The following is a 23,211-nucleotide window of genomic DNA, read 5'->3' on the forward strand; positions in this document are numbered from 1 at the left end:
GCACCAGTAAAGCCTGATCACAGCGGTGAAGGACAGCCCGATGCGCAGTTGTTACACGCTGAACAACTTGGCGGATGGTACCCCGTCGCGACACCGCGACACACCGGGTGGGGAGGACATGGTGCGCGGTTCCCGGTGTGTGAGCGCCACACACCGGGAACCGCGGATTCACGTACGGGCGGTCGCCTCCGGGTAGAACTCCCGCGGACGGCCCCGGGAGTCCTTCAGTCGGGCGAGCAGACTCGCCGGGTACTCGATGGCCCAGTAGCTCAGCAGCGCCACCGGAACGGCCACCGCGAGCACCACCACCACGGCGAGGGGGAAGCCCCCCTGGCCCGACGGGGGCAGCAGTCCGCCCCGGTAGAGCGCGAGCATGATCGGCTCATGCCAGACGAAGAGGCTGTAACTGGCCAGACCCACCATGGTGAGCCAGCGGGTCGTCAGCCACGCGCTCCACCGTCCGTGGCGCTCCACGTGGACGGTGCTGAACAGCAGCACGGTCCACAGCAGAGCGGCCAGCGGGTGGTAGAAGGTGGTGGCGGGGTCCTCCGCGTTCTCACCGGTCAGCGACAGGGTGTAGAGCCCCGCCACCGCCGCCAGCCGCAGGGTGAGGGCCGCCCGCGGGCCGAGCTTCCCCCGGTCACCGAGGGCGACGGCCGCCACCGCGAGCCCCATGCCCGCCGCGAATCCGCCGAAGCGGGCCTGCGGCCCGAAGTACACCGGCCATTCGGTGTGCGGCACATGGAACCCGTAGCGGGCCACCGCGATCCAGATGAACGGACCGATGTACAGCAGCGCACACCCGACGGCGCACACCGCGACCCGCGACGACCTCCGGCTCAGCGGCCGGGCGGCACGGGCTGCCAGGGGACCCAGCACCACCAGCGCGAAGTAGAACATGATCTCCAGCGACAGCGACCAGGTGGGGCCGATGGTGTAGAAGATCTGCTCCTTGTCGAACACCTGGGTGAAGGTGAGGTGGCGGACCAGGTCCGTCCACTCCCCCGGCAGGGTCGGGTTGCGCGTCGCCCAGATGAGCGCGACCGCCAGGAAGTACAGCGGTACGATCCGCACCGCCCGCCGGAACAGGAAGGTGCGGGCGGGCCGGGTGGACGAACCGTCGATGGCCGCCTTCGCGTACGACAGTGTCAGCAGGTACGCCGACAGGACGAAGAAGAAATCGATCACCTCCAGCGAGACCAGGGCGTTCGCGTACCGGTTGCCCACCGGTGGATGCGAACCGTCCCGGTCGTAGGTGAAGTACTGCTGCCAGACGTGGAAGACGACCGTGGAGAGCGCGGCCAGTCCGCGGAACCCCTGGATCTCACCGTTGCGGTCGCGGGCGGGCTTCTCCGGCCGCTTCCGCGGGCGGGAGGTCCGCGCGGGTGGCGCGGGCGCCGTGGACACCGTGCTCACGAGTCGCTCACCGCCTTTGCCTCGGGGCGCGGGGTGACGCGCCACTGACGGTCCCGCAGCACCTCCTTCAGCAGCGCCTGCCGCGCCACGATGTTCTTGAAGTGGCTGTAGAAGAGGGTGGACACCAGCAGGTACTGCCAGAACCACGCCTTGTGGCGACGCAGTTCGGGAACGGCCAGCCGCCACGCGAACAGCGCCTGCACCACACCCGCGGACAGCGTCAGCAACGTGGCCAGCAGGCAGATCGGCACCGTCCAGTCGAGCTGGTCCACCCCGCCCGCGCGCCACGCCGAGTACAGCAGCACCGGCAGGATCTGGAGGGTCAGCCAGGGCTGGATCTCACGCCATCCCAGCAGCACCAGCAGTCCGGCCTTCTGACGGACGGTGAACGTCTTGGAGCGCAGCGCCCGGGACAGGTACTTCAGCGACACCTGGAGCCAGCCCTGCGCCCAGCGGGAGCGCTGGTTCCACAGCGCCTTGAGGGTGGTGGGCGCCAGCTCACGCGAGACCAGGGTGCGGTCGGTGGCGAACCGGGCCCCCTCGTGCAGCGCGCGCATGGTGGAGTCGATGTCCTCGGTGAGCATCGTGCCGTGCATACGGGTGCGGGCGAGCAGATCGGTGCGCCAGAACCCGTTGGAGCCCCCGAACACACCGAAGGTGTAGAGCCGGGTGCGGCCGGGGTGGCTGACGGCGTAGATGGCCTCGAACTCCACACCCACCAGCTTGGACACCCAGGAGCTCTCACCGTTGCGCACCACGCAGTGGCCCTGGACCACGTCGTAGCCGTTGGAGAGCCAGTGCCACGCGTGCTGGAAGGCGTCGGGGGCCGGATGGTGGTCGGCGTCGAAGATACCGACCACCTCACCGCGCACCCGGGTGACCGCCGCGTTGACGTTCTGCGCCTTGGACGTGGAGCCCGCCACGGGCAGCAGCACCAGCCGGGAGTCGCGCCGGGCCATCTCCCGCAGGGTGTCCTCCACGGGCATGGGGTGCGGCGTGTTGTACGCGAGCACGATCTCCAGCTCGTTGGGGTATTCCAGGCGCAGGAACGACTCGACCGTGTCCACGATGGTGGCCGCCTCGTTCGGCAGATACGCGGCGATGACCGCGCTGGCCGGGGGGTACGGCTGCGAGGGGCGCTCGGGGCGGGGGGTCGCGTCGAGCGAGAAGAGGCACTCCAGCACGATCATCCCGGCGGAGAGCACCAGCCCGGACACCACCACCCAGTACGCCGCCGAGCCGATGTCCCAGCCCAGTGTCGCGTATGTCTGCTGGTAGACCACGAACGGAATACCGACGCCCAGGACCAGTACCAGTAAAGGCGAGAGCGCGGAGAGCAGTCCGCGGATGGCTTCGGCGAAGGCGCGGCGCACACGGGGGGCGCCGCGCATCCACGCGGCGTACTTCACCGGCCGCAGATCGCGGTGGCGCATCGCCTCGTTCACCGCGTCCCGGGCCCACTGCACGGCCAGGCCGTGGTCGGAGCAGTCGGCCAGCGGGACCCATCCGATGGCGGGGGTCAGCCGGACGTTCTCGTCCGCCACGACGAAACGGGTACCCGCCACCGCGTTGGCGAAGTTCTGCAACCTCTCACGTGCGGTGTCCTCGTCGACCCCGGGCATGAGGATCAGCAGTCGGCCTTCCTCGTCCCAGCCGAGCCGGTCGCAGAAGTCCTCCAGCTTCCCGGCCACTCCGGCCAGCCGCTCGGCCACTTCCCGGCGCACCCGCTGGCCCAGCCGGGCCTCCAGCGCGGCCATCTCGGCGACGGCCACCATGGCCATCACACCACCGGTGCGGCTGGTCTCCACCCGCCGCAGCTCACGGTCGAGTTCACCGAGGAAGTGGCGCTGGGAGTACAGACCGGTGCGCGGATCGAGCATCAGGTTCTCGACCGGCACCGGAACGCGGCGCAGTTTGGCCTCGATCCGGGCGGACAGCTCCACCGGGTCGGAGCTGGCGGGCACACAGTCGTCGGCGCCACCGCGCAGCAGGTCCGCGACATCGTCGGGGCCCGGGGTGGTGGTCACCATCACCAGGGGGAGGGCCCGGCCGGCGGGGGCGGCGCGGACCTCGCGTATCACCTCCAGACCGTGCCGGCTGTCGTCGAGCGCGACGATGGCGTCCGGGGGCGACTGACGCACCTGGCGGTCGACGTCGCCGGGCGACGCGTGGCTCACCTCGTGCCCGGTGGACCGCAGGGTGTGGGTCAGCTGGTCGAGCCGCGGTCCGGGGGTACCGACCGCCAGGACGTGTCCGCTCTGGCCCGGTGTGCCGTTGCGGGGGCCGGGCACGGCCCGTGGGGACGATTCGCGTGATCGTCGCTGGTGCGAAATGAGCACCTGTCCGTTCCTTTCTCACAGTTGTGCGTCGCCGAACGGCCGCGGGCACAGCGGATCACCGGCCGGGCGGGAGCAGACCGCCGGGCCCGTCGTTGACTGCGGACGGGCTGGGCCGGAAGACGGCGTCGCCGGGGAGGCCGGTGTGCCGGGGTGGGGGGCGGCGGACACATCGAGGTGCCGCCGCGGTCCCGGACGGTGCCGGTCTCGCGGTGTATCTGCCGTTCGGACGGGACTGGGGGCGGCTACGCCGTGGCCATGACCGATCCGCGCGAGGAGAGGTGAGGTCTCCGGCGGGGTCCGGGACAGGCGCGCGCCGTGGCATCAGGCCCTCGGGACACGCGAACGTGCTCCAGTGAAATCTTCATGTGGTCCCATCCTGTTCGGATCGTGGGGGGCGGACCGAACATCACCAGTGCGACCGTACCGGCGAGTTTGGTCTCACCGGTCGGAAACCTAAGTCTCATCGATCACAGTGGAACCACACAACACATCGGCGTAACACTCTCATTAATGGCTCACTTCCCCATGATGTCCCCACACGCCACCGTGGCCTTTTCCAACTCCGTTGTGCGGGAGGTGTGCCGAGCGTGTGGAAGGCGTGTCGGTGAGGTGTCGGCGCCACGTCGGTGGGAATTACACGGCATCGGTCCGGTGTCGGTGGCCTGTCGGTGCTTTTCCCCAGTCTTCGAATACAGGGAAAAGCCCCAGGCTGAATCGGAGAACACCATGCGTGGAACGAGGGTTCTGATTTCCGGCGCCAGTATCGGCGGACCGGCACTCGCCTACTGGCTGGAGCGCTACGGATGCGCGGTCACCGTGGTGGAACGCGCACCGGAACCACGTCCGGGCGGGCAGGCCATCGACGTACGGGGGCCGGCGCTCGAGGTGTGCGAACGCATGGGTGTCCTGGCCGGGATCCGGCGCGAGAGCACCGGGCTGCGCGGGATGTCGGTGGTCGACGACGACGGGAAGGAGCTGTACAGCACCAGCGAACGGACCGCCACCGGCGGGGAGATCGCCGGCCCCGATGTGGAGATCCTGCGGGACGATCTGTCCTCGATCCTCCGCGCGGCCGGTGGCAGGGGGATCGGTTACGTCTTCGACGATGCGATCGCCTCGATCGTCCAGGGCTCCGATGAGGTGGCGGTCACCTTCCGCAGTGGCGCCCGGCGCTCCTTCGACATCGTGGTGGCCGCGGAGGGGGTGCACTCCAGCACCCGGTCGATGGTCTTCGGACCGGAGGAGGACTTCCTGCACCACCTCGGTGTGTACCTCGGGGTGTGGACGGTGCCGAACTACCTGGGGCTGGACCGCTGGCAGGTGGTGTACCGCACGCAGGGCAGCACCTGGGGCGGGCTCGTGATGAGCGTCCGCGACAACACCGAGGCCCGTGTGTTCATCGGCTACCACTCGGACGAGCCGCCCTCCCGCGTCCTCGGCGGCTCGGCGGTGTCCGACCGCAAACGGCTGGTGGCGGAGGCATATGCCGACGCGGGCTGGGAGATGCCACGGATGCTGGAGTACATGTGGGGCGCGCCCGACTTCCACTTCGACTCGGTGTCCCAGATCCGGATGGACTCCTGGACACGCGGCCGGGTGGCACTGCTGGGGGACGCGGGCTACTGCGGTTCACCCATGTCGGGCCAGGGCACCAGCATGGCCCTGGTGGGAGCCTATGTACTGGCCGGTGAGCTGAAGGCGGCGAACGGCGATCACACCACGGCCTTCGCCGCCTACGAGCGGGAGCTGCGCGACTATGTGACGGCCAATCAGGACTTCGCCCTGTCCAACAAGAAACGGATGGAGGCCACCCTGGAACAGGATCCGGCCATCGCGGGCCCCGACACGATGGCGGAGGGCCTGGCCGAAGCCCACGAGATGATCCACTCGCTCACTCTGAAGGACTACTGACCGGCTCCTCCTGTCGTGGCCCGGGCCGCGACAGGAGGACGGCCCTCAGCGCCACGGGCACCTAGGACACCACGTCCTTACGGGCGAAGCCACGGAAGGCGAGTGCGAGGAGCACCAGCGCATAGGCGACGGACACCGCCGCCCCCTTCAGCATGCCGCCCCATTCCAGCTGCGGCTGGAGCGCGTCCACCCAGGCGAACTGCCAGTGGGCCGGCAGGAACTCACGCCAGGATTCCAGGGCGGTGACGGCGTCCAGCACACTGCCGATGATGGTCAGCCCGACCGCCCCGCCCACCGCGCCCAGCGGCGCGTCGGTGACCGTGGAGAGCCAGAACGCGAGGGCGGCGGTGACGAGCTGGGAGACGAAGAGGTAGGCCACCACCAGTCCCAGCCGGGCCAGACTGTCCCCCGTGGCCATCTCGCCACCGGTGGGGAGTTGCAGCGGTCCCCATCCGTAGGCCACCGTGCCGACCACCAGTGCCACGAGTGGCAGCAGCACCATGGCCGCCGCGCTGAACACCAGCCCGATGGTCAGTTTGCTCGCCAGCAGCCGCGCCCGGGGCACCGGAGCCGCCAGCAGATAGCGCAGCGACGACCATCCGGCCTCGGAGGCGACCGTGTCCCCGCAGAACAGCGCCACCGGCAGCACCAGCAGGAAGGCGGCGGACACGAACAGCGAGGTGGCCGCGAGGTTGGCACCGGATTCGGTCGCCGTGGTCATCACGGTGATCCGGTTGTTGCGGCCCTCGGGCGCGCCGCCGACGGCGAACGCCGCCACGAGCACGAGGGGCAGCGCGGCCAGCACCGCACCCATCACCAGCGTCCTGCGCCGCCGCAGCTGCCGTACCGCCTCGACCCGCAGCGGCAGGGTGTGGCGGGCCCGGTAGCCGGGCGCCGCATCCGTCGCGGAACTCATGCGGATCCTCCTTCGATCAGCGTCAGGAACGCGTCCTCCAAGCGCCGGTGGGGCCCGAAGCCGGTCACCGGGATCTCCAGCCGCACCAGTTCGGTCAGCAGCCGTGCCGGAGGGGCGCCGTCGAGCTCCACCAGCAGTCCGGCGTCGGTGCGGCGGGCGGACTCGACACCCGGCAGCGCGGCCACCTTGTCCACCAGGGCGTCGCTCAGCTCCCCCTCGTGGCCCACCAGCACACCGCCACCGGTACCGGTGATCTCGCCGACGGGTCCCGTCTGCACCAGCCGCCCGCGGTCCATGACCACCAGGTGGGTGCAGGACTGTTCCACCTCCGCCAGGAGATGGCTGGAGACGATCACGGTGCGGCCGGCCGCCGCGTACCGGATCATCACTTCGCGCATCTCCCGGATCTGCGGCGGGTCCAGTCCGTTGGTGGGTTCGTCGAGGATCAGCAGATCCGGCAGGCCGAGCATGGCCTGGGCGATGGCGAGCCGCTGGCGCATGCCCTGGGAGTAGGTCCGCACCGCACGCTCCAGCGCACCGCCGAGGCCCGCGATCTCCAGCGCCTCCGTCAGGTGCGCGTCCTCCGCCGGGCGCCCGGTGGCCCGCCAGTACAGCTCCAGGTTGGCCCTGCCGGTCAGATGGGGCAGGAAGCCCGCGCCCTCGACGAACGCGCCCACGCGGGAGAGGACGGGGGCGCCGGGCCGGATGGCCTGGCCGAAGACCCTGATCTCCCCGTCGTCGGGGGTGATCAGCCCCATCAGCATCCGCAGGGTGGTGGTCTTGCCCGCTCCGTTCGGCCCCAGCAGCCCCAGCACCTGGCCCTTCTCCACCCGGAAGGAGAGGTCCCGTACCGCGTACCCGTCGGCGGACCCCGCGTAGCGCTTGCTCAGCCCGGTGATCTCCAGCGGTACGTCGGCCCGTTGCGGATCGGGGGCGGGCGCGGCCGTCCGGCGCCTGCCGGTGGCCAGCAGCACCAGCGCCACCACCGCTCCGCCCAGCGGCAGTCCCCAGACCCACCAGGGCAGCGGCGCGGGCTGGGTGTGCACACCGGGTGCGGTGGGCACCGAGATCCCCCGGCCTGCCAGGGACACGGTGTACGTGGCGGGTTCGGCCGGGGAGGCGTAGCCGAGGTCGGTGGAGGCGAGCACCAGCCGCAGCCGGTGGCCCGCGATCACCTGGTGGTCGACGGCGGGCAGCCGGACGGTGACGGTACGGCCGTCCCCGGCGTGCGGGACACGTACGGGGGTGACGAGTTGGTCGGGCAGAACCTGCTTCCCGTCCGGTCCGACGTCGTACACCTTGGCGAACAGCACGGCGTCGTCCGCGTCCGCCTTCACCCGTACGGTGACCTCGGGCGAGCCGGTGATCCGCAGCGACCGGTCCAGCGGCTCGGAGTCGAAGCGGGCGAACTGACCGGGGATGTCGGCGGAGAAGCCGACGCCGAACGAGGCCGCCTGCGACAGCCCGGCCACTCCGGGCACCGAGGACACCGAGGGCGGGCCCGCACCGGGCGGGTTGGCAAACGACTGCTCACGGCCGCGCAGGGCCACGTTCCGCGGACCGTCCCCGAGACCCGGATAGCGGTCACCGGTGGCGCCGCGCATCTGGACGGATCCGTTGGTGGAGTCCACACCGCCGCTCCGGGTGACCCGGAACGCGGGGCCGGTGTCCACGCCCCGGTCGCCCTTGAGGTGGCGGTCGAACCAGGTGCGGACACGGCTCTGCACACGTCCGGTCTCGTTGTCCCCGCCGTCGTGGCCCCCGGCGATCCAGTCGACGGCCACCGGTGCGCCCCGGGCCTTGATGGACTTCGCCATGGCGTCGGCCTGGCCGAGCGGGAAGAGCGAGTCGGACTGGCCCTGGAGGATCAGGGTGGGCACCTCGATCCGGTCGGCCACGGCCGACGGGCTGCGCTCCTCCAGCAGCCGCCGGGCAGCGGCATCCGGTTTCCCGGCGACCGCGACCCGCTCGTACATCGCGCACAGCCGCTTCTCGAACCGTCCGCAGCCCCCGTCACCACCGCGGGCCGGGCCCGGGGCGGACGGGTCGCCCGGTGCCGCGGGACCGTCCGCGGTCCCCTGTCCGCCGCGCTCCTGCGACTCCCCGTCCCGGTCCTCCTCGCGGCCGGCGAGGTCGGTCGAGCCGGTGGAGAAGAAGAGCCCGGCCCACAGCTTCTTGAACACCCCGTCGGGGAAGAGCGCGTCGGCCAGGTTCCAGTAGGTGATGGCCGGCGCGATGGCGTCGATCCGCCGGTCGTGCCCGGCCGCGAGCAGCGAGACCGCCCCGCCGTAGGAGGCACCGGCGACCCCGACCCGGGGATCGCCCCGGTGGTCCAGCCGCACCTCCGGACGGGTGGCGAGCCAGTCGACCAGCCGCCGCACATCGGCCACTTCACGGTCCGGGTCATTGAGCCCGATCTTCCCGGTGGAGCGGCCGAAGCCACGTGCCGACCAGGTCAGTACCGCGTAGCCGTCGCGGGCCAGCCGCTCGGCCTGCTCACGGACGTCGTCCTTGGAACCGCCGAAGCCGTGGGCGAGCAGCACCGCGGGCCTGCGGCCGCCTCCCGCCGTGAAGTAGGAGGTGTCCAGGCGGGTGCCCGGCATGTCCAGCACACGGTCCTCGCGGTGCACGGACGGCTGGTCGCCGGAGGCGGCGACCGCGAAGGTGCCCGCTCCCGCGAGGAGGGTGAGCGCCGCCGCCGAGGCGAACAGCCGCCGACCCCTCAGCCAGGCCGGCCGGCCCCTCGGTCGCCGCAACCGGGTCTTTCGGAGATCCATGCCTGCACCCTAGGCATGCCGGAGCGGCCGCGGCGCTGACACCGGGCGGATTCCCGCCCCCTCCCGTGGGAGTATCCGGCCACCCGCCGTACACCCGACGCGGTACGGAGGGCGTCACGACCAGGTGGTGCCACGGCTTTTGGACCCGTCATATGATGCTCCATAAGATGCCGCGGTGATCATAAAGAAACGTCTGGTGACAGGCGCTGCCGGGCTGCTCACAGCCCTCGCCTGCGGCCTGATACTCCCACCCACCGCAACCGCCGACGAACCGTCGCGCCCCTCCCCCAAGGTCGAGCTGGTCCTTGACGTCAGCGGGTCGATGCGCGCCCGCGACGTCGACGGCGCCTCCCGGATGTCCGCGGCCAAGCAGGCGTTCAACGAGGTGCTGGACGCCACACCGGACGAGGTCCGGCTCGGTATCCGCACGCTCGGCGCCACGTACCCGGGCAAGGACCGCGAGGTGGGCTGCCGGGACAGCAAGCAGCTTTATCCGGTGGGCCAGGTGGACCGCACCGAGGCCAAGGCGGCCGTGGCCACGCTGCGTCCCACCGGCTGGACACCGATCGGTCTGGCACTGCGCGGGGCGTCCAAGGACCTCGCGGGCGACGACGCCACCCGCCGGATCGTACTGATCACCGATGGCGAGGACTCCTGCGGACAGCCCGACCCGTGCGATGTGGCACGTGAGCTGGCCGCGGACGGCACCCACCTGGTCGTGGACACCCTGGGGCTCGCCCCCGACCGCAAGGTCCGTGAGCAGCTGAGCTGCATCGCCGAGGCCACCGGGGGCACGTACACGGCGGTCCAGCACACCGATCAGCTCTCCTCCCGGATCAAGCAGCTGGTGCGCCGCACCGCCGAGACCCCGGTACAGACGCCCACCGGTATCCAGGGCGCGGCGCAGTGTGCGAGCGCCCCTGAGCTGGGGTCGGGTCTGTACAACGACCGTGAGCGCTTCGGCGAACACCGCTGGTACCGGATGAAGGTGGCACCGGGCGAGGAGCTGCGGGCCTCGGTGAGCGTGGCGGCGGACCGCGCCGTCGACCCCGACTACGACGTGCTGCTGCGCGCCGTCACCCCGGGCGGCACGGAGCTGGTGCGTGGCAGTGAGGCGGGCAGTGGCCGTACGGACGTCATCTCCACCGGGTTGCGCTATTCGGTGCCCGACGCGGAGGACGACGATGCCGACACCACGCCCCGGACGGTGTGTCTGGAGCTGAGCCAGTCCTTCTCGGCCCCCGCGAACGTCAAGCGCACTCCCGGTCTGCCGGTCGAACTGGCCGTCGACGTGGTCGACAACGACGAGCCTCCGGCGGACGTGGCCGCCTTCGGCCTGGGCCGTGGCTGGGTGCTGCTGGGTGTGCTCGCCCTGACCGGCTTGGTCGTGGGATTGGTCTGGGGCTGGGTGGCCCGCTGGCGCATCACCGTCTGGAGGTCCAACTGATGCGAGCCCTTCGTAAGGCGGGCGCCGTGCTCGCCCTGTGCGCCGCCGCGCTCCTCACCGCCGTCGCTCCGGCCGTCGCGGACGGTCAAGACGGCAAGGACGGCAAGGACGGTCTGACCGAGGCGGGGACCAACTTCCGTACCGCCACCGGCCTGGACCAGGGCGAGAAGGGCACCGCCTCGGCCTCCACGGGTGACTATCTGTACTGGGTGGTCCCGGTGGCCGCCGGGCAGATCCCCACGGTGGAGGCCAAGGTCGAGCTGCCGGACACCGCCGCCCGCCACGGCGGCGCCACCTGGCAGCTCGATGTGTACGACGGGCTGCGCCGCCACCAGCCGTGCACCTCGGGCAGCCCGGCGCGCCGTGCGGACGAGCAGGACACCTCGGTGAACCTGAGCTGCACACTGCGCCAGGTGCGGTCGTGGTCCCAGCGGTGGGCCAACGACCCGCTGCCGGGCGCCTATTACCTGCGGCTGACCGTGGTGGACCTGCCCGAGCAGGATCTCGGGCTGCCGATCGACGCCGAGATCACCACGACCGCGCATGACGGCGGCGGCAAGCACGCGGACGGCGGGGAGCTGGCCGAGCCGCTCAACCCGTCGCTGCGGGCGGGGACGATCGCCGAACCGGAGTCCGAGGCCCCGGACGACACCGACTCCGGCACCGGCTCCGCCGACTCCGGGGAGGAGCCGCCGCGCGCGGTCGCCGAGCCGGAGGACGGCTGGGGCTCCGGCTGGTGGTCGGACCGCTGGGTGTGGACCGCGGGTGGCGGGGCGCTCGGCGCGCTCGCCGCGGTGGGCGGCTACACCCTGACCCGGGGGCCGCGTTCCTCCGGTACGGGCTCGGGCCGTCCCCCGGCGGACGGCTGAGGTCTGCTCGCGCTGCGCCACCGCTCCGTCCCCACGGGGGCGAAGCGGTGGCGCAGTCTCCCTTTTCACCATTTTCCCGCGTGGCAGTGGACACTTCGGAGAGAATCGCCCAAGGGGCGAGATGAACGAAGAGACCTGTCAGCGGATCCGAGCGGCGATGGCCGCACCCGATCAGAACATCCTCTTCCTGGGCGACCGGCCGGAGTCGGTGCTGTCCCTGGAGACACTGGGCAATGTGGCGGCCCTCGTGGACGGGGCACGGTACCGCCTCACCTCCGCGCAGACCGGCGCGGCCGGGGTGGACCTCGAGGTGCTCTATCTGGCCGCCTGCTACCACGCGGTCCGGGTGAGCCATCTGCCCGGGACCGCGGGACACTGGGACCACCAGGCGTCGGTGCTCCTCTTCACGGTGCTCCACGCCATACGGCCGGAGGCGGTACCCGACCCGCTGCGCGGCGCCTTCGCGGCCCGTCCGCCCGTACCGGCCGCGGCGGGAGAAATCCTGCACGCGGTCGGGCTGGTCCTGTTCGGCGCGAGCGCATCCGCCCGCCACGAGGACGGGCTGTGGCAGGCGGCGGCGCTGCTCCAGCACGCGCGCGAGGTGACACCTCCCGGGGAGCTCGACCCCGTCGTGACCTTCAACCTCGGCTCCCTCCTGGCCACACTGTTCGACCACACCGGGACACGGCAGTTGATCGTGGCCGCCCGCGCTCTGATGCGCGAGGCCGTGGCCGCCATGCCCGACGACCGGCCACCGGCCGCCGCGATGCTGGAGGCGCTCGCCTCCGCCCAGGCCAGGACGGCCGGGACGGCGGACCCGACCGGCCATGCCGAGAACGCCGACGCGGGTCTGGGGCGGTACACCCGTAGCGGGGACCTGGGCGGACTGGACACGCTCATCACCAGGGTGCGCCGCGCACTGGCCACCACCGCCGGAGACGACCCGGAGCGCCACTCCCACCGGACCAGCCTCGGCAATCTGCTGCGGATGCGCTTCGAGATGACCGGCCACCTCGACGAGCTGGAGCAGTCGGCCGGAATGCTGCGTGAGGTGTCGGAGGAGGCGGCCGACGCCACCGTCAGACATCTGGCGCACTCCTGGCTGGGGTTGTCCTGTCTCGACCGGTACATCGCCCTGGGGGACCCGGCCGACCTGGAGCGCGCCACCACCGCCGTCCGCCGCTCCATGGCGGGTACCACTCCCCTGTCCCCGCACCACACCCGGCTGCTCACCAATCTGGCCGCCGTCCTCACCCACCGCTTCACCGTCCTCGGTGATCCCGCCGAGATCACCGAGGCCATCCGGCATCTGACCCATGCGGTGGCCGCCACCCCACCGGACCAGTACGACCGTCCCGTCATGAAGATCAAGCTGGCGGTGGCCATGGGTGCCCGCGCCCGGAGTCTGGGAGACCTCGATGAACTCGACCGCGCCGTCCTCGCGTTGCGGGAGGTGATCAGGGAGACCGAGGGCACCGGTCCGCATCCCCAGCTCGCCCGCCTCGAACTGGCCCGTCTGCTGACCGGGCGCAGCGCCCTCAGCGGGGCCGCCGCGGACCACGATGCCGCGGTGGCCGAGTTCCGCGCCACCGCGACGGCACCGACCGAGGACATCCGCACCCGCTTGTCCGCGGCCTACCAGTGGGCCATGCGGAGCGCCACATCAGGGCGACGGAAGGCGGCACGCCAGGCGTTCACCCTCGCACTGGACGATCTGCTGCCCGAACTGACCGGCCATGCGCTGACCCGGCGCTCACAGGAGGTGCGGCTGCGCGAACTGCCGCCGCTGGCGTGCAACGCCGCGGCCCTCGAGATCGAGGAGGCCGAGAACACCGAGGACGAGCAGGAGAGGGCCGGGCGGCTCGGGGAGGCACTGCTGCGGCTGGAGCAGGGCCGCGGTGTTCTGATGGCACGGGCGTTGCGGCCGCGCGAGCGGTACGCGGAGCTGGCCGGGGTGGCGCCGGAGCTGGCCGCCCGGCTCGATCGGCTGTGCTCGGCCCTGACCGGGGAGCACGGCAGCCGTGACCAACGCGTCGCGTGGTCGGCCGAGTTCGACCGGGTCGTGGCCGAGGTCCGGAAGCTGGATGGCTTCGAGCGGTTCCGATGCGCGCCGGACCTGGTACGGCTGCGCACCGCCGCGGACGACGGCCCCGTCGTGGTGCTCAACATCGCCGAGTTGCGGTGTGATGCGCTGCTGCTGCGCCCCGGCGCGGACACCGTCGAACGCGTGGCGCTGACCGGGCTCACCCGCGGCGATGTCGCCCTCCAGGCCGACGCCTTCCTGGCGGCGGTCCGGGCCCTCGCCTCCCCCGGCATCACGGCGTACGAAGCGACGGCCGAGCGCCTGGCCGTCGAGGACACGCTGACCTGGCTGTGGGAGCACATCACCGGACCGGTGCTCATCGCCCTCGGCCTCCACGGCGCGGACACCTCCCGGAACGCGGCGGCGGAGGGCGACGGGCCGAGACTCTGGTGGTGTCCCACCGGACCGCTGTCCCTGCTGCCGCTGCACGCGGCGCGGTGCGCGGAGAACGGCATCTCCGTGGCCGACCTGGTGGTGTCCTCCTACACCCCGACGCTGATGGCGCTCCTGCACGCCCGGGAGCGCGCGGAGCCTCCCCTGCCGAAGACCGGACTGGTCGGAGTGGGGGTGGCCGAACCGCCGCCGCCCGCGGACGGCGGCCAGGCCCACCCACGGCTGCCCGCCGTGGAGGAGGAGTTGACCGAGGTGCTCACGCTCCCGGTGCCGCAGTCGCGGCTGCTGGACGCGGCGGCCACCCCGAAGGCCGTACTCACCGCGCTGCGGGCACACCATCACGCGCATCTGGCGTGCCACGGCGCGTACGACCCCGGCGATCCCTCGAACAGCGGGCTGCTGCTCCACGGCGGGGTTCTCACGGTGCGCGAGCTGGCCACCCGGCGGCTGCCGGACGCCGAGTTCGCCTGTCTGTCCGCCTGCCACACCGCCGCCCCGGGCACCGCCCTGGTCGACGAGGTGATCACCCTGGCCTCCGCATTCCAGCTCTGTGGCTACCGGCATGTGCTGGGCAGCCTGTGGACCGTGCCGGACGCGATGATGCCCCGGGTGGCCGCGCGGGTGTACCGGGAGCTGGGTTCGGCGGGATCGACGGCACGGTCCGCGTATGCCCTGCACCGGGCGGTCCGCTCACTGCGCGGCCAACCGGAATACGCGGCGCCGTGGTTATGGGCGTCAATGATTCATATCGGGCCCTGAACGCGATCCCGCGAACCCGCGAACCTGCGCTCAGGAATAATCCTTGCCCATCAGCCGCGTGAATTCCCCCGGGTCGACATCGAAACCGCGAATGGCACTCTGCATTCCCCATTCACCCGCGTCATCACGGGTGAATACGGCGACGGTGGCGGCAGTGGCCCCGGAGACACCGGTGAGATCGCTCTCTATCAGCTCGGTGTACCCCTCGGCAATCCGGACGCTGGTGTTCGCGACCTCGCCGAAGGTCTTGCGCCCGGCCCCCTGCTGGATCGCCACGCCCACGACGACCCGGGAGTACTCGCTCGACAGCCGGTCGAGCTCCAGGGTCATGGACTCGTCCACACCAAAGCCCTGACCGGTACGGCTGTCCCTGTTGAGGTTGATGGTGCCGTCGGGCGAGCGGCTGTCGAAGTGGACCAGGTACGCGGGCTCGCCGAAGGGGTCGGCGGCGGGGTAGGTCGCGGCGACGATGTCGAGATCATTGGGCGGCTCACCTGTGGGGCTGGGATCCCACTTGAGTGCCACCTCGATTTTCCGGAGACCCTTGTTGAGACCAGTCACCCAGACTTCCCTTCCTCGGTTCGTTCTGCTCAGTGGCGTATGGATCCCGTCAATCCTATCGCGCGGCAAGGGGAGTTGAGGATTAACGGGAGGTGCCCGCACCGGGCCGATGAGGGGTCTCTACTATGGAGCTGCGTACAAGCGGAGGAAGGAAGCGGTCATGCGACGGTTGGGGGAGCTCGAGGCGGAGATCATGGACCGCCTCTGGGCGTGGCGACGTCCCACGACGGTGCGGGAGATCGTGGACGACATCAATGTGCAGCGCCCCGTCGCCTATACCACAGTCATGACCGTGGCTGGCATCCTCTACAACAAGGGCTGGCTGCTGCGCGCCAAGGAGGGCCGCGCCTGGGTGTACTCACCGGTGCGCAGCCGCGAGGAGTACACCGCCGCGCTCATGGAGGACGCGCTCGGCACCAGCGACGACCGTCCCGCCGCCCTCGCCCACTTCGTGCGGCAGATGGGCCCGGAGGAGGTCAACGCCCTGCGCAAGGCGCTGCGGGCGGCGGGAAAGCGGCCGCAGGCGTGACCGACGCGCTCGCGCTGGTCTGCTACGCGGCCGTGGTCGGCGTGCTGACGCCGGAAGCCCTGGCCCGCGGCACCTGGTCACACCGCTTCCCTGCCCCGTCTGTCGCGATGTGGCAGGGTCTGGCCGTGTCGTTCACTCTCGCGGTGGCATTGGCCAGTTACCACCTCATCGCCCCAACCGGGCATCTTCATAATGGAATGTCCGGCTTGCTCCGCTTCTGCGGGGTGCCCTTCGCCACAGATGTCCCCGGTCTCACGGGCGTTCCGGCCGTCGCGGTACCGGTCGGTGTGATGCTTCTGCCCCTGGTGTGCTTCGGCTTTCATCTGCTGCGGGCCCGGCACGCCCGCGCCCGCCACCGGAGCGTGCTGGACCTGGTGGGGCGCCGCTCGGCGCGACTGCGCGCCACGGTGCTCGACCACGAGACACCGGTGGCGTACGCGCTGCCCGGGCGCCGCCCGCGGATCGTGGTGAGTTCCGGCACCCTGCGGGTGCTGTCGCCCGCCCAGCTGGACACCGTGCTGGCGCATGAGCGCGCCCATGTCACGGGCCGCCACCATCTGGCGCTGGCCGCGGCCGAGGCGTTCGCCACCGCCTTCCGCCGACTGCCGTTGGCCCGTACGGCCAGGGAGCAGACGGCGCTGCTGCTGGAGATGGCGGCGGACGACCGGGCGCTGCGCAGCCATCCGCGCGAGGTGCTGGCCTCGGCCCTGTACGCGATGGCCGAGGGCAGGGCCCCCCGGGGCGCGTTCCTGGCCGGCGGCCCGGACGCCCTGGTCCGCCTGCGGCGGATGCTGGCTCCGCGCGGACCGGCGCGTCCGGTGATGCGCGGCGTGATGGCGGCCGGGGCCGCGACCGTACCGCTGTTGCCGGTTCTGGCCTGCTGTCTGCCGGGCCTGGGCTAGGCCGCCTCCCGGCGCGGCCGCCGTGGCTCCGGACCCGGCGGGACCGGAGCCACGGAGTGCCACGGTCAGAGCCGGTCGACGACGGTACGCAGGGTGGTCACCTCCGCGGACTGGCCGGTGACGATGTCACCGGCGAGTTCCTTGGCGGCGGTGTTGCGCCCGTTCTCCCGCTCCTTCTTCGCCATGGCGATGGCACCCTTGTGGTGCTTGATCATCAGACGGGCGAAGGCGCGGTCGAAGGCGGCACCCTCGGCCGCTTCGAGCCGGTCCATCTCCTGCTGCGACATCATGCCGTCCATGCCGTGCCCGCCATCCGAGCCGTGGTCCATGCCCGGCATGCCGCTCCCGGAGCTCGGCTGCGGTGCGCCCCAGGACTTCAGCCAGGACCTCATCGTCCTGATCTCCGGGCCCTGGGCCTTTTCGATCCGTCCGGCCAGCCGTGTGACCTGGGCGTCCGACGCCCGGTCGGCGGCCAGCCGGGCCATGTCCAGCGCCTGCTGGTGATGCGGAATCATCTTCTGCGCGAAATGGACATCCGCGTCATTGAACGCGCCCTTCGCGGAGCGGGGGTCTGCCGGGGCGGAGGCCGAGGAGTGCGACGAGGAGTGTGCGCTCCCGTGCTCCGTACGCTCCTCGGAGCCGCCGCCGCACGCGGCGAGCAGCAGTCCCGCCGCGACGGTGGCGGCCGCCACCGTGAGACGGCGAGGGAGCAGCCGTCGGCGGGCAGGGGTGATTGCGGTCATGTCGATGCACCTCATGTGCCGGTGATGGTCGGTTCTGTGGTCGTTCAGGCGCGATGACGCGATGCGGCCTATATCCGCAGAACTGACAGGGCGACGAGGTCGGGCCCGGGTGGGGGAGGCCGGAGCCGTACGGTGGCGCCCGGCGGGGCACCGGCTTCCGGGGGCGGTCCACGACGGCTGGTGAGGGCCGCGCAGAGCAGATTCATGAGCACCCAGACCCCGAGCACCGCCACACAGAGCGAGGCCATGTCCATCATGGCCAGGGGCTCACGGGGCTCGGCCAGGGGCGCGGCATCGGCCGCCACCGCCGGCTCGACCCGGTGATGTCCGCCGTGGTGGCTCGTGGCGCGGCCGTGCCCCGGGGAGCCGCCATGGCCGGATGAGGCGTGCGGGGCCACGGCGGCGTGGTGCGCCGGGCCGCCCGCACCGGAGCCGGAGTCACCGTCGGGGTGTCCCAGGGTGTGCATCACCATGACGCCCATGGCCAGGACAACCATCAGCAGCAGCCGGGGGACGACACCCCCGCACACCCGTCCGCCGATGCTCACCGCTGCCCCTCCCGTGCCGGCGCATGCCGCCTCGAAGGGACACCATACTCCTAAGGCGATTAGTACGCGCCAGGGGGGGCGCCCCGGAGGCGCCGGAGGCCGTCAGTCCTCCCGCCAGCCGAGTTTGATCAGCATGTTCTTCGCCTCTTCCGCCACCTCGGCATCGGCGACCACGTCGTACCGAGCGGCCACGATCTGGCTGCGCGAGGCGAAGTCGCGATGCCCGCCGGTGACGGCGTGGCTCACAAATCCGAAGATCGCGCCGAACACCGCGCCGTAGACGATACCGCTGATGATCAGCAGGATGACGTTGTGCTCACCGGCCGCGAACACCGACAGCAGCAGTCCGATCAGCAGACCGAACCAGGCACCCGCACCGGCACCGGCCAGCGCCGCCCGGCCACGGGTGAGCCGCCCGAGCACCGTTTCCACCATGCGCAGATCCGAGCCGATGATCGCCGTGTGCTCCACCGGGAACTTGTTGTCGGACAGGAAATCGACAGCGCGCTGGGCCCCGGCGTAGTTCGCGTACGAACCGACGACCGGACGGTCGACCACCGCCGAGGGCGTGTGCTGGGTCATCGCAAGGCTCCCTCCGTCAAGGAGAGCCTGCGTCCGGAGCGCCCGCCCCGCAACGGGAAGCGACACACCGGTACATACCTGCTAAAATGCATATCTTTCATCGAAGGTATGGCAAGGGATCTCCTCCTTCCTGCCGGTGCCGCCGGAATTCCGAGGGCCATTCCCCGGACCCGCCGTCCTTCTTCCTTTCCCGCCGCCCCTCCCCCACCGGAAAAGGCGTCCCGGGCACCCCGGTAGATTGCCCCCATGATCGAGAAGTCAGGGGCTGGGACGGATTCACGGTCACGGGGGGAGCGGGAACGGGGACGGCACTCCGCCCGGTCACGGGGCGGCGGCGGGGGCGGGCTGATGCGCTCGTCGATGCTGATGGCGCTCGGCACGATGGTGTCCCGGGCGACGGGGCTGATCCGGCAGGTGCTCCAGGCCGCGGCGCTCGGCACCGGTCTGCTGGCCAGTACGTACAACACCGCCAACACCGTGCCGATGAGCCTGTACACGCTGCTGATCGGCGGTGCCCTCAATTCGGTACTGGTGCCCCAGCTCGTGCGTGCCCGCGCCCAACAGCCCGACGGCGGCCAGGCTTATGAACAGCGCCTGGTCACCCTGGTGCTCTGTGTACTCGGTGTCGGCACCCTGCTCTCCGTATGGGCCGCGCCGGAGATCGTCAGTGTCTACCGGGACGACTCTCCGAACACCCACGCCGCCTTCGAGCTCACCGTGGTCTTCGCACGCTTCCTGCTGCCGCAGATCTTCTTCTACGGCATGTACTTCATGATGGGCCAAGTCCTCAACGCCCGTGGGAAGTTCGGGGCGATGATGTGGACCCCGGTGCTCAACAACGTCATCCTCATCGCCATGTTCGGGTGGTACGTCGGACTGCTGGCCGCGCCCGAGCGGGTGGAGGACATCACCGCAGCGCAGGTACGGCTGCTGGGGATCGGCACCACCATCGGTATCGCGCTCCAGGCCCTCGCGCTCGTTCCGTACGTCCGTGCCGCCGGCTTCCGCTTCCGGCCGCGGTTCGACTGGCGGGGCACCGGACTGCGCAAGAGCCTGTCGGCGGCCCGCTGGACCCTGCTGCTCGTGGTGGCCAATCTGGTGGCGCTGACGGTGGTCACCAACTTCGCCAACGCGGCCGACCAGCGACTTCCCACCTCCGGAGTGGGCTACTCCGCCTACTCCTACGCGCAGACCATCTGGCTGCTGCCCCAGTCGATCGTCACCGTCTCGCTGGTCACGGCGCTGCTGCCGCGGATGAGCCTGGCGGTGGCCGAACACCGGCTGGACGATCTGCGTCATGACCTCTCCCGCGCACTGCGGACCAGTGGCGTGGTGATCGTGCCCGCCGCCTTCTTCTTCCTGGCCTTCGGCCCGCAGATAGCCCAACTGCTCTTCGCGCACGGCTCCTCGGACCCCACCAGCGCACTGCCGCTGGGGCAGATGCTCCAGGCGTTCGGCCTCGGCCTGATCCCGTACTCGGCCCAGTACCTGTTGCTGCGCGGCTTCTACGCCTTCGAGGACACCCGTACCCCGTTCTGGATGGCGGTGTGGATCAGCGGGGTGAACATCGCCCTGGCGGTGGCCTGCCATCTGCTGCTCCCGGCGCGCTGGTCGGTGACCGGTATGGCCGCCGGTTACGCCGTGTCCTACGCGGTGGGGCTGCTGTTCACCGCGCTGCGGCTACGGCGCCGGCTGGAAGGGCGGCTGGACGGCAAACGGCTGTGCCGCACGTACGGCAAGCTGACCGCGGCCGCGGTGGCGGCCGCCGGGCTCGGCTGGCTGGTGGCCCGCGGCTGCTCCACCGCCGTGGACTCCCCGGCCTGGGCTCCCGTGCTGGGGCTGACCGGCGGATGCGTCACCATGGCGCTGCTGTTCCTCGTCCTCGCCAGGGTGCTGCGAATCGGCGAACTGCGGAGCCTGCCGGGCCTCGGCTGACGCACCGCGCCACTGGGGCTGCCCACCGCGCCGGATCGGGCGCGGTGGGCAGCGGATCGGTCAGCGGCTGTCGTGGCGGATGAGGGAGCGCACCATGCGGCAGGTGGTGTCGGAGGGCGGATGCACCCCGATCCGGGCCGCGGTGGTGCGTATCCTGCGGTTGGGTGCCTGCTCGGCGCGGTACACACCGGAGTTGAGCAGCGCGACGGCCAGGCGCATGGCCTTCAGCCGACGGTTGTGCGACTCGTACCACTCACGCGGACGGCCCGCGGGCATCCGCTTCCTCGGCAGGGTCGGAAAGCTCGGCAGGTCCGGAAGAGGTGTTGCGGCAGCGGCCATCGGCATCCTCCTGAGACGGTGGGGAACCTTCCCTTTCACTGCCTCCATTCTACGGCCGGGCACTGACAAAGGCCCCTGGTCAGACCGGGTCTGAACCGGTTCCGCGATACGGTGTGCGGCATGGAGATCTGGATCAACCCGGCCTGCTCGAAGTGCCGCAGCGCGCTCACCCTGCTCGACGCGGAGGGCGCGGGGTACACCGTCCGCCGCTATCTCGACGACGTACCGAGCCAGGACGAGATCCGGGCGGTGCTGGAGCGGCTCGGGCTCGAACCGTGGGACATCACCCGCACCCAGGAGGCGGCCGCGAAGGAACTCGGGCTGAAGGACTGGCCCCGCGAGGCGGGTGCGCGGGACCGCTGGATCGCGGCACTGGCGGAGCACCCCAAGCTGATCCAGCGGCCGATCATCACCGCGGACGACGGCTCGGCAGTGGTGGGACGCACGGAGGAGGCGGTGCGGGAGGCGCTGTCGCGCTCCCGGTCCTGACCCCGGCGGGATCAGGACCGGACTGACGCCGTGGCTCAGCGGCCCCGGCCGGAGCTCGCCTGCGGACGCAGCAGGAAGCGCTGTGTCTTCCCGCTGGAGGTCTTGGGGAGTTCCGCGACGAAGTGGACGGCCCGCGGGTACGCGTGCTTGGCGAACCGCTCCCTGACCAGCCGCTGGAGCTCGGCGGCGAGCGCATCCCCGGGCTCCGTTCCCGGGCGCAGCACCACGAACGCCTCGACGACCTCGCCGTACTCCTCGTGGGGCACACCGACCGCGGCGGCCTCCGCCACGGCCGGGTGTTCCAGCAGCACGCTCTCGACCTCGAACGGGCCGATGCGGTAGCCCGCCATGAGGATGACATCATCGCCGCGTCCGGAGAAGAACAGATCGCCGTCCTCGTCCCGCGCGGCGGTGTCACCGGTGTAGAACCAGCGGCCGTCCGGGCTGAACTTCTCGGCGGTCTGCTCCGGCGCCTCACGGTAGCCCTGGAACCACATCAGCGGGCTGGCGGCGATGTCGATCACGACACGGCCGGGGACGTCCGTCCTGGCCTCGGCGGAGTTGGTGTCCTCGCGGAGCACCTTGACCTCCCAGCCGGGCATCGGCCGGCCCATGGAGCCGGGCTTGATGTCGGTGCGCAGGTCCGGGTGCCACGCATGGGTGATCGCCATGCCCAGTTCGGTGGAGCCGTAGTGGTCGCGCACCGGGACACCGAGGGTCTCCCGCGCCCATTCCACGACATCCGGGGGCAGCGGTTCACCGGCCGCGGAGCAGCAGCGCAGCCGCAGGCCGGCGGGGACGGGCAGATCCGAGCCGCGCAGCTTGCGGTAGACGGTGGGGCCGGCGGCGAAGTTGGTGACGCCGTACCGGGAGAGCACGGCCCAGGTGGACTCGGCGGAGAACAGGCTGTTGAAGAGCAGGCTGCGCTGTCCGAGGGCGAGCGGCCCGATGATGGCGTAGTAGAGGCCGTAGGCCCAGCCCGGGTCGGCAGCGTTCCAGAACACGTCCTCGGGGCGCTGCTCCAGGCCGAACTCCTGGTACATGGTGAAGCCCGCGACCGCCCGGAGCGGGATCGGGACGGCCTTGGGGGTGCCCGCGGTGCCGGAGGTGAACAGCTCCACGATCGTGGCGTCGCCACCCAGGGCCACCGGCTCGGCCTGCGGTGCGCCGCCTGCCTCCAGCTCGGCGAAGCCGAGGTCGTCCCCCTCGACCGGGCCGGTGGTGACGATCCGCCACGACCGGTCGGCGGCGGAGCCGGACTCCGGGTCCAGCTTCGGGCGCTGATCGGCGTCGGTGATCATGACCTTGGTGCCGTTGCCCGTGATCCGCAGCGCGATGGCGGGCGGTGCGAACGCGGTGAACAGCGGGACCTGGACAGCCCCGAGGCGCCAGATCGCGAGCGTCACGACCAGCAGTTCGGCGGACTTGCCCATGAGGGTGGCGACACGGTCGCCGACCCCGACGCCCAGGTCCGCCAGCGCCCCGGCCATACGCGCCGAGCGGTCACGCAGCTCACCGAACGTCATGTCATGGCCGGTCAGATCCTTGCCCACCAACGTGAACGCCACGGCGTCGGCCGGGTGCCTGTCGCACAACAGATACGCGGTGCTCGCCGTCGGCTCACCGAAGGTCTTGAGCAGGTCAGCCATGCGCTGTTCCGGGCTGGTCAAGAG

The 23,211-nt window shown here is 71.2% G+C and carries 18 protein-coding genes; 8 read left to right on the forward strand and 10 right to left on the reverse strand.

Annotated features, from left to right (window positions below):
- Positions 1–168 precede the first annotated feature (168 nt).
- Entirely contained in the window at positions 169–1,416 is a 1,248-nt protein-coding gene (locus tag NMK44_RS29045) for an acyltransferase family protein (protein WP_254748587.1), read from the reverse strand.
- A complete protein-coding gene (locus tag NMK44_RS29050; protein WP_254748589.1) occupies positions 1,413–3,707 on the reverse strand; it encodes a glycosyltransferase in 2,295 nt (764 codons plus the stop codon). Before NMK44_RS29050 ends, NMK44_RS29045 begins: the two co-directional genes overlap by 4 nt.
- 774 nt (positions 3,708–4,481) lie before the next feature.
- Between NMK44_RS29050 and NMK44_RS29055 the strand changes: the two genes are divergently transcribed.
- Positions 4,482–5,666: an FAD-dependent monooxygenase gene (locus NMK44_RS29055; protein ID WP_254748591.1), complete on the forward strand. Its 1,185-nt coding sequence runs from the start codon at positions 4,482–4,484 to the stop codon at positions 5,664–5,666.
- Positions 5,667–5,727: 61 nt separating this feature from the next.
- Here the strand turns inward: NMK44_RS29055 and NMK44_RS29060 are convergent, their stop codons facing one another.
- A complete protein-coding gene (locus tag NMK44_RS29060; protein ID WP_254748593.1) occupies positions 5,728–6,582 on the reverse strand; it encodes an ABC transporter permease in 855 nt (284 codons plus the stop codon).
- Positions 6,579–9,359 (reverse strand): CocE/NonD family hydrolase, encoded by a 2,781-nt coding sequence (locus NMK44_RS29065; protein ID WP_254748595.1) that lies wholly within the window; start codon positions 9,357–9,359, stop codon positions 6,579–6,581. The genes NMK44_RS29060 and NMK44_RS29065 overlap by 4 nt, the downstream gene beginning before the upstream one ends.
- Positions 9,360–9,534: 175 nt before the next feature.
- Here NMK44_RS29065 and NMK44_RS29070 point away from each other — a divergent pair, with 175 nt between their 5' ends.
- The 3 genes from NMK44_RS29070 (at position 9,535) to NMK44_RS29080 (ending at position 14,910) form a co-directional block, all read left to right on the forward strand.
- Entirely contained in the window at positions 9,535–10,806 is a 1,272-nt protein-coding gene (locus tag NMK44_RS29070) for a VWA domain-containing protein (protein ID WP_254748597.1), read from the forward strand.
- On the forward strand, positions 10,806–11,675 hold the full coding sequence (locus tag NMK44_RS29075; protein WP_254748599.1) for a hypothetical protein: 870 nt from the start codon (positions 10,806–10,808) through the stop codon (positions 11,673–11,675). The genes NMK44_RS29070 and NMK44_RS29075 overlap by 1 nt, the downstream gene beginning before the upstream one ends.
- A gap of 121 nt (positions 11,676–11,796) precedes the next feature.
- A complete protein-coding gene (locus NMK44_RS29080) occupies positions 11,797–14,910 on the forward strand; it encodes a CHAT domain-containing protein (protein ID WP_254748601.1) in 3,114 nt (1,037 codons plus the stop codon).
- Positions 14,911–14,940: 30 nt separating this feature from the next.
- Here the strand turns inward: NMK44_RS29080 and NMK44_RS29085 are convergent, their stop codons facing one another.
- Positions 14,941–15,504: a TerD family protein gene (locus tag NMK44_RS29085; RefSeq protein ID WP_302888769.1), complete on the reverse strand. Its 564-nt coding sequence runs from the start codon at positions 15,502–15,504 to the stop codon at positions 14,941–14,943.
- A gap of 127 nt (positions 15,505–15,631) precedes the next feature.
- Here NMK44_RS29085 and NMK44_RS29090 point away from each other — a divergent pair, with 127 nt between their 5' ends.
- Together NMK44_RS29090 and NMK44_RS29095 are read left to right on the forward strand one after the other, a co-directional pair.
- Positions 15,632–16,000 (forward strand): BlaI/MecI/CopY family transcriptional regulator, encoded by a 369-nt coding sequence (locus NMK44_RS29090; RefSeq protein WP_254748605.1) that lies wholly within the window; start codon positions 15,632–15,634, stop codon positions 15,998–16,000.
- Positions 15,997–16,902, forward strand: coding sequence for a M56 family metallopeptidase (locus NMK44_RS29095; RefSeq protein WP_254748607.1), 906 nt, complete (start codon positions 15,997–15,999; stop codon positions 16,900–16,902). The genes NMK44_RS29090 and NMK44_RS29095 overlap by 4 nt, the downstream gene beginning before the upstream one ends.
- A 65-nt stretch (positions 16,903–16,967) precedes the next feature.
- Here NMK44_RS29095 and NMK44_RS29100 read toward each other — a convergent pair whose 3' ends face one another.
- The 3 genes from NMK44_RS29100 to NMK44_RS29110 all read right to left on the reverse strand — a co-directional run bounded on the left by NMK44_RS29100 (position 16,968) and on the right by NMK44_RS29110 (position 18,775).
- Positions 16,968–17,645 (reverse strand): DUF305 domain-containing protein, encoded by a 678-nt coding sequence (locus tag NMK44_RS29100; protein ID WP_254748609.1) that lies wholly within the window; start codon positions 17,643–17,645, stop codon positions 16,968–16,970.
- Between the two features lie 68 nt (positions 17,646–17,713).
- Positions 17,714–18,193, reverse strand: a complete 480-nt coding sequence (locus NMK44_RS29105) for a hypothetical protein (RefSeq protein WP_254748610.1) — start codon at positions 18,191–18,193, stop codon at positions 17,714–17,716.
- 102 nt (positions 18,194–18,295) lie between these two features.
- Entirely contained in the window at positions 18,296–18,775 is a 480-nt protein-coding gene (locus NMK44_RS29110; RefSeq protein WP_254748613.1) for a YflT domain-containing protein, read from the reverse strand.
- Between the two features lie 348 nt (positions 18,776–19,123).
- Here NMK44_RS29110 and murJ point away from each other — a divergent pair, with 348 nt between their 5' ends.
- Entirely contained in the window at positions 19,124–20,710 is a 1,587-nt protein-coding gene (murJ, locus tag NMK44_RS29115) for a murein biosynthesis integral membrane protein MurJ (RefSeq protein ID WP_254748615.1), read from the forward strand.
- A 60-nt stretch (positions 20,711–20,770) separates the two neighbouring features.
- Here the strand turns inward: murJ and NMK44_RS29120 are convergent, their stop codons facing one another.
- Positions 20,771–21,055 carry a hypothetical protein gene (locus NMK44_RS29120; protein ID WP_254748617.1) on the reverse strand — a complete coding sequence of 95 codons (285 nt, stop codon included), beginning with the start codon at positions 21,053–21,055 and terminating at the stop codon, positions 20,771–20,773.
- A 114-nt stretch (positions 21,056–21,169) separates the two neighbouring features.
- On the opposite strand from NMK44_RS29120, the gene NMK44_RS29125 reads away from it, so the two are divergent.
- A complete protein-coding gene (locus NMK44_RS29125; protein WP_254748619.1) occupies positions 21,170–21,538 on the forward strand; it encodes an arsenate reductase family protein in 369 nt (122 codons plus the stop codon).
- A 35-nt stretch (positions 21,539–21,573) separates the two neighbouring features.
- Here the strand turns inward: NMK44_RS29125 and NMK44_RS29130 are convergent, their stop codons facing one another.
- Positions 21,574–23,208, reverse strand: a complete 1,635-nt coding sequence (locus NMK44_RS29130; RefSeq protein WP_254748621.1) for an AMP-binding protein — start codon at positions 23,206–23,208, stop codon at positions 21,574–21,576.
- Positions 23,209–23,211 lie beyond the last annotated feature (3 nt).

This window comes from Streptomyces cucumeris (assembly GCF_024295805.1).
Lineage (GTDB): Bacteria > Actinomycetota > Actinomycetes > Streptomycetales > Streptomycetaceae > Streptomyces > Streptomyces cucumeris.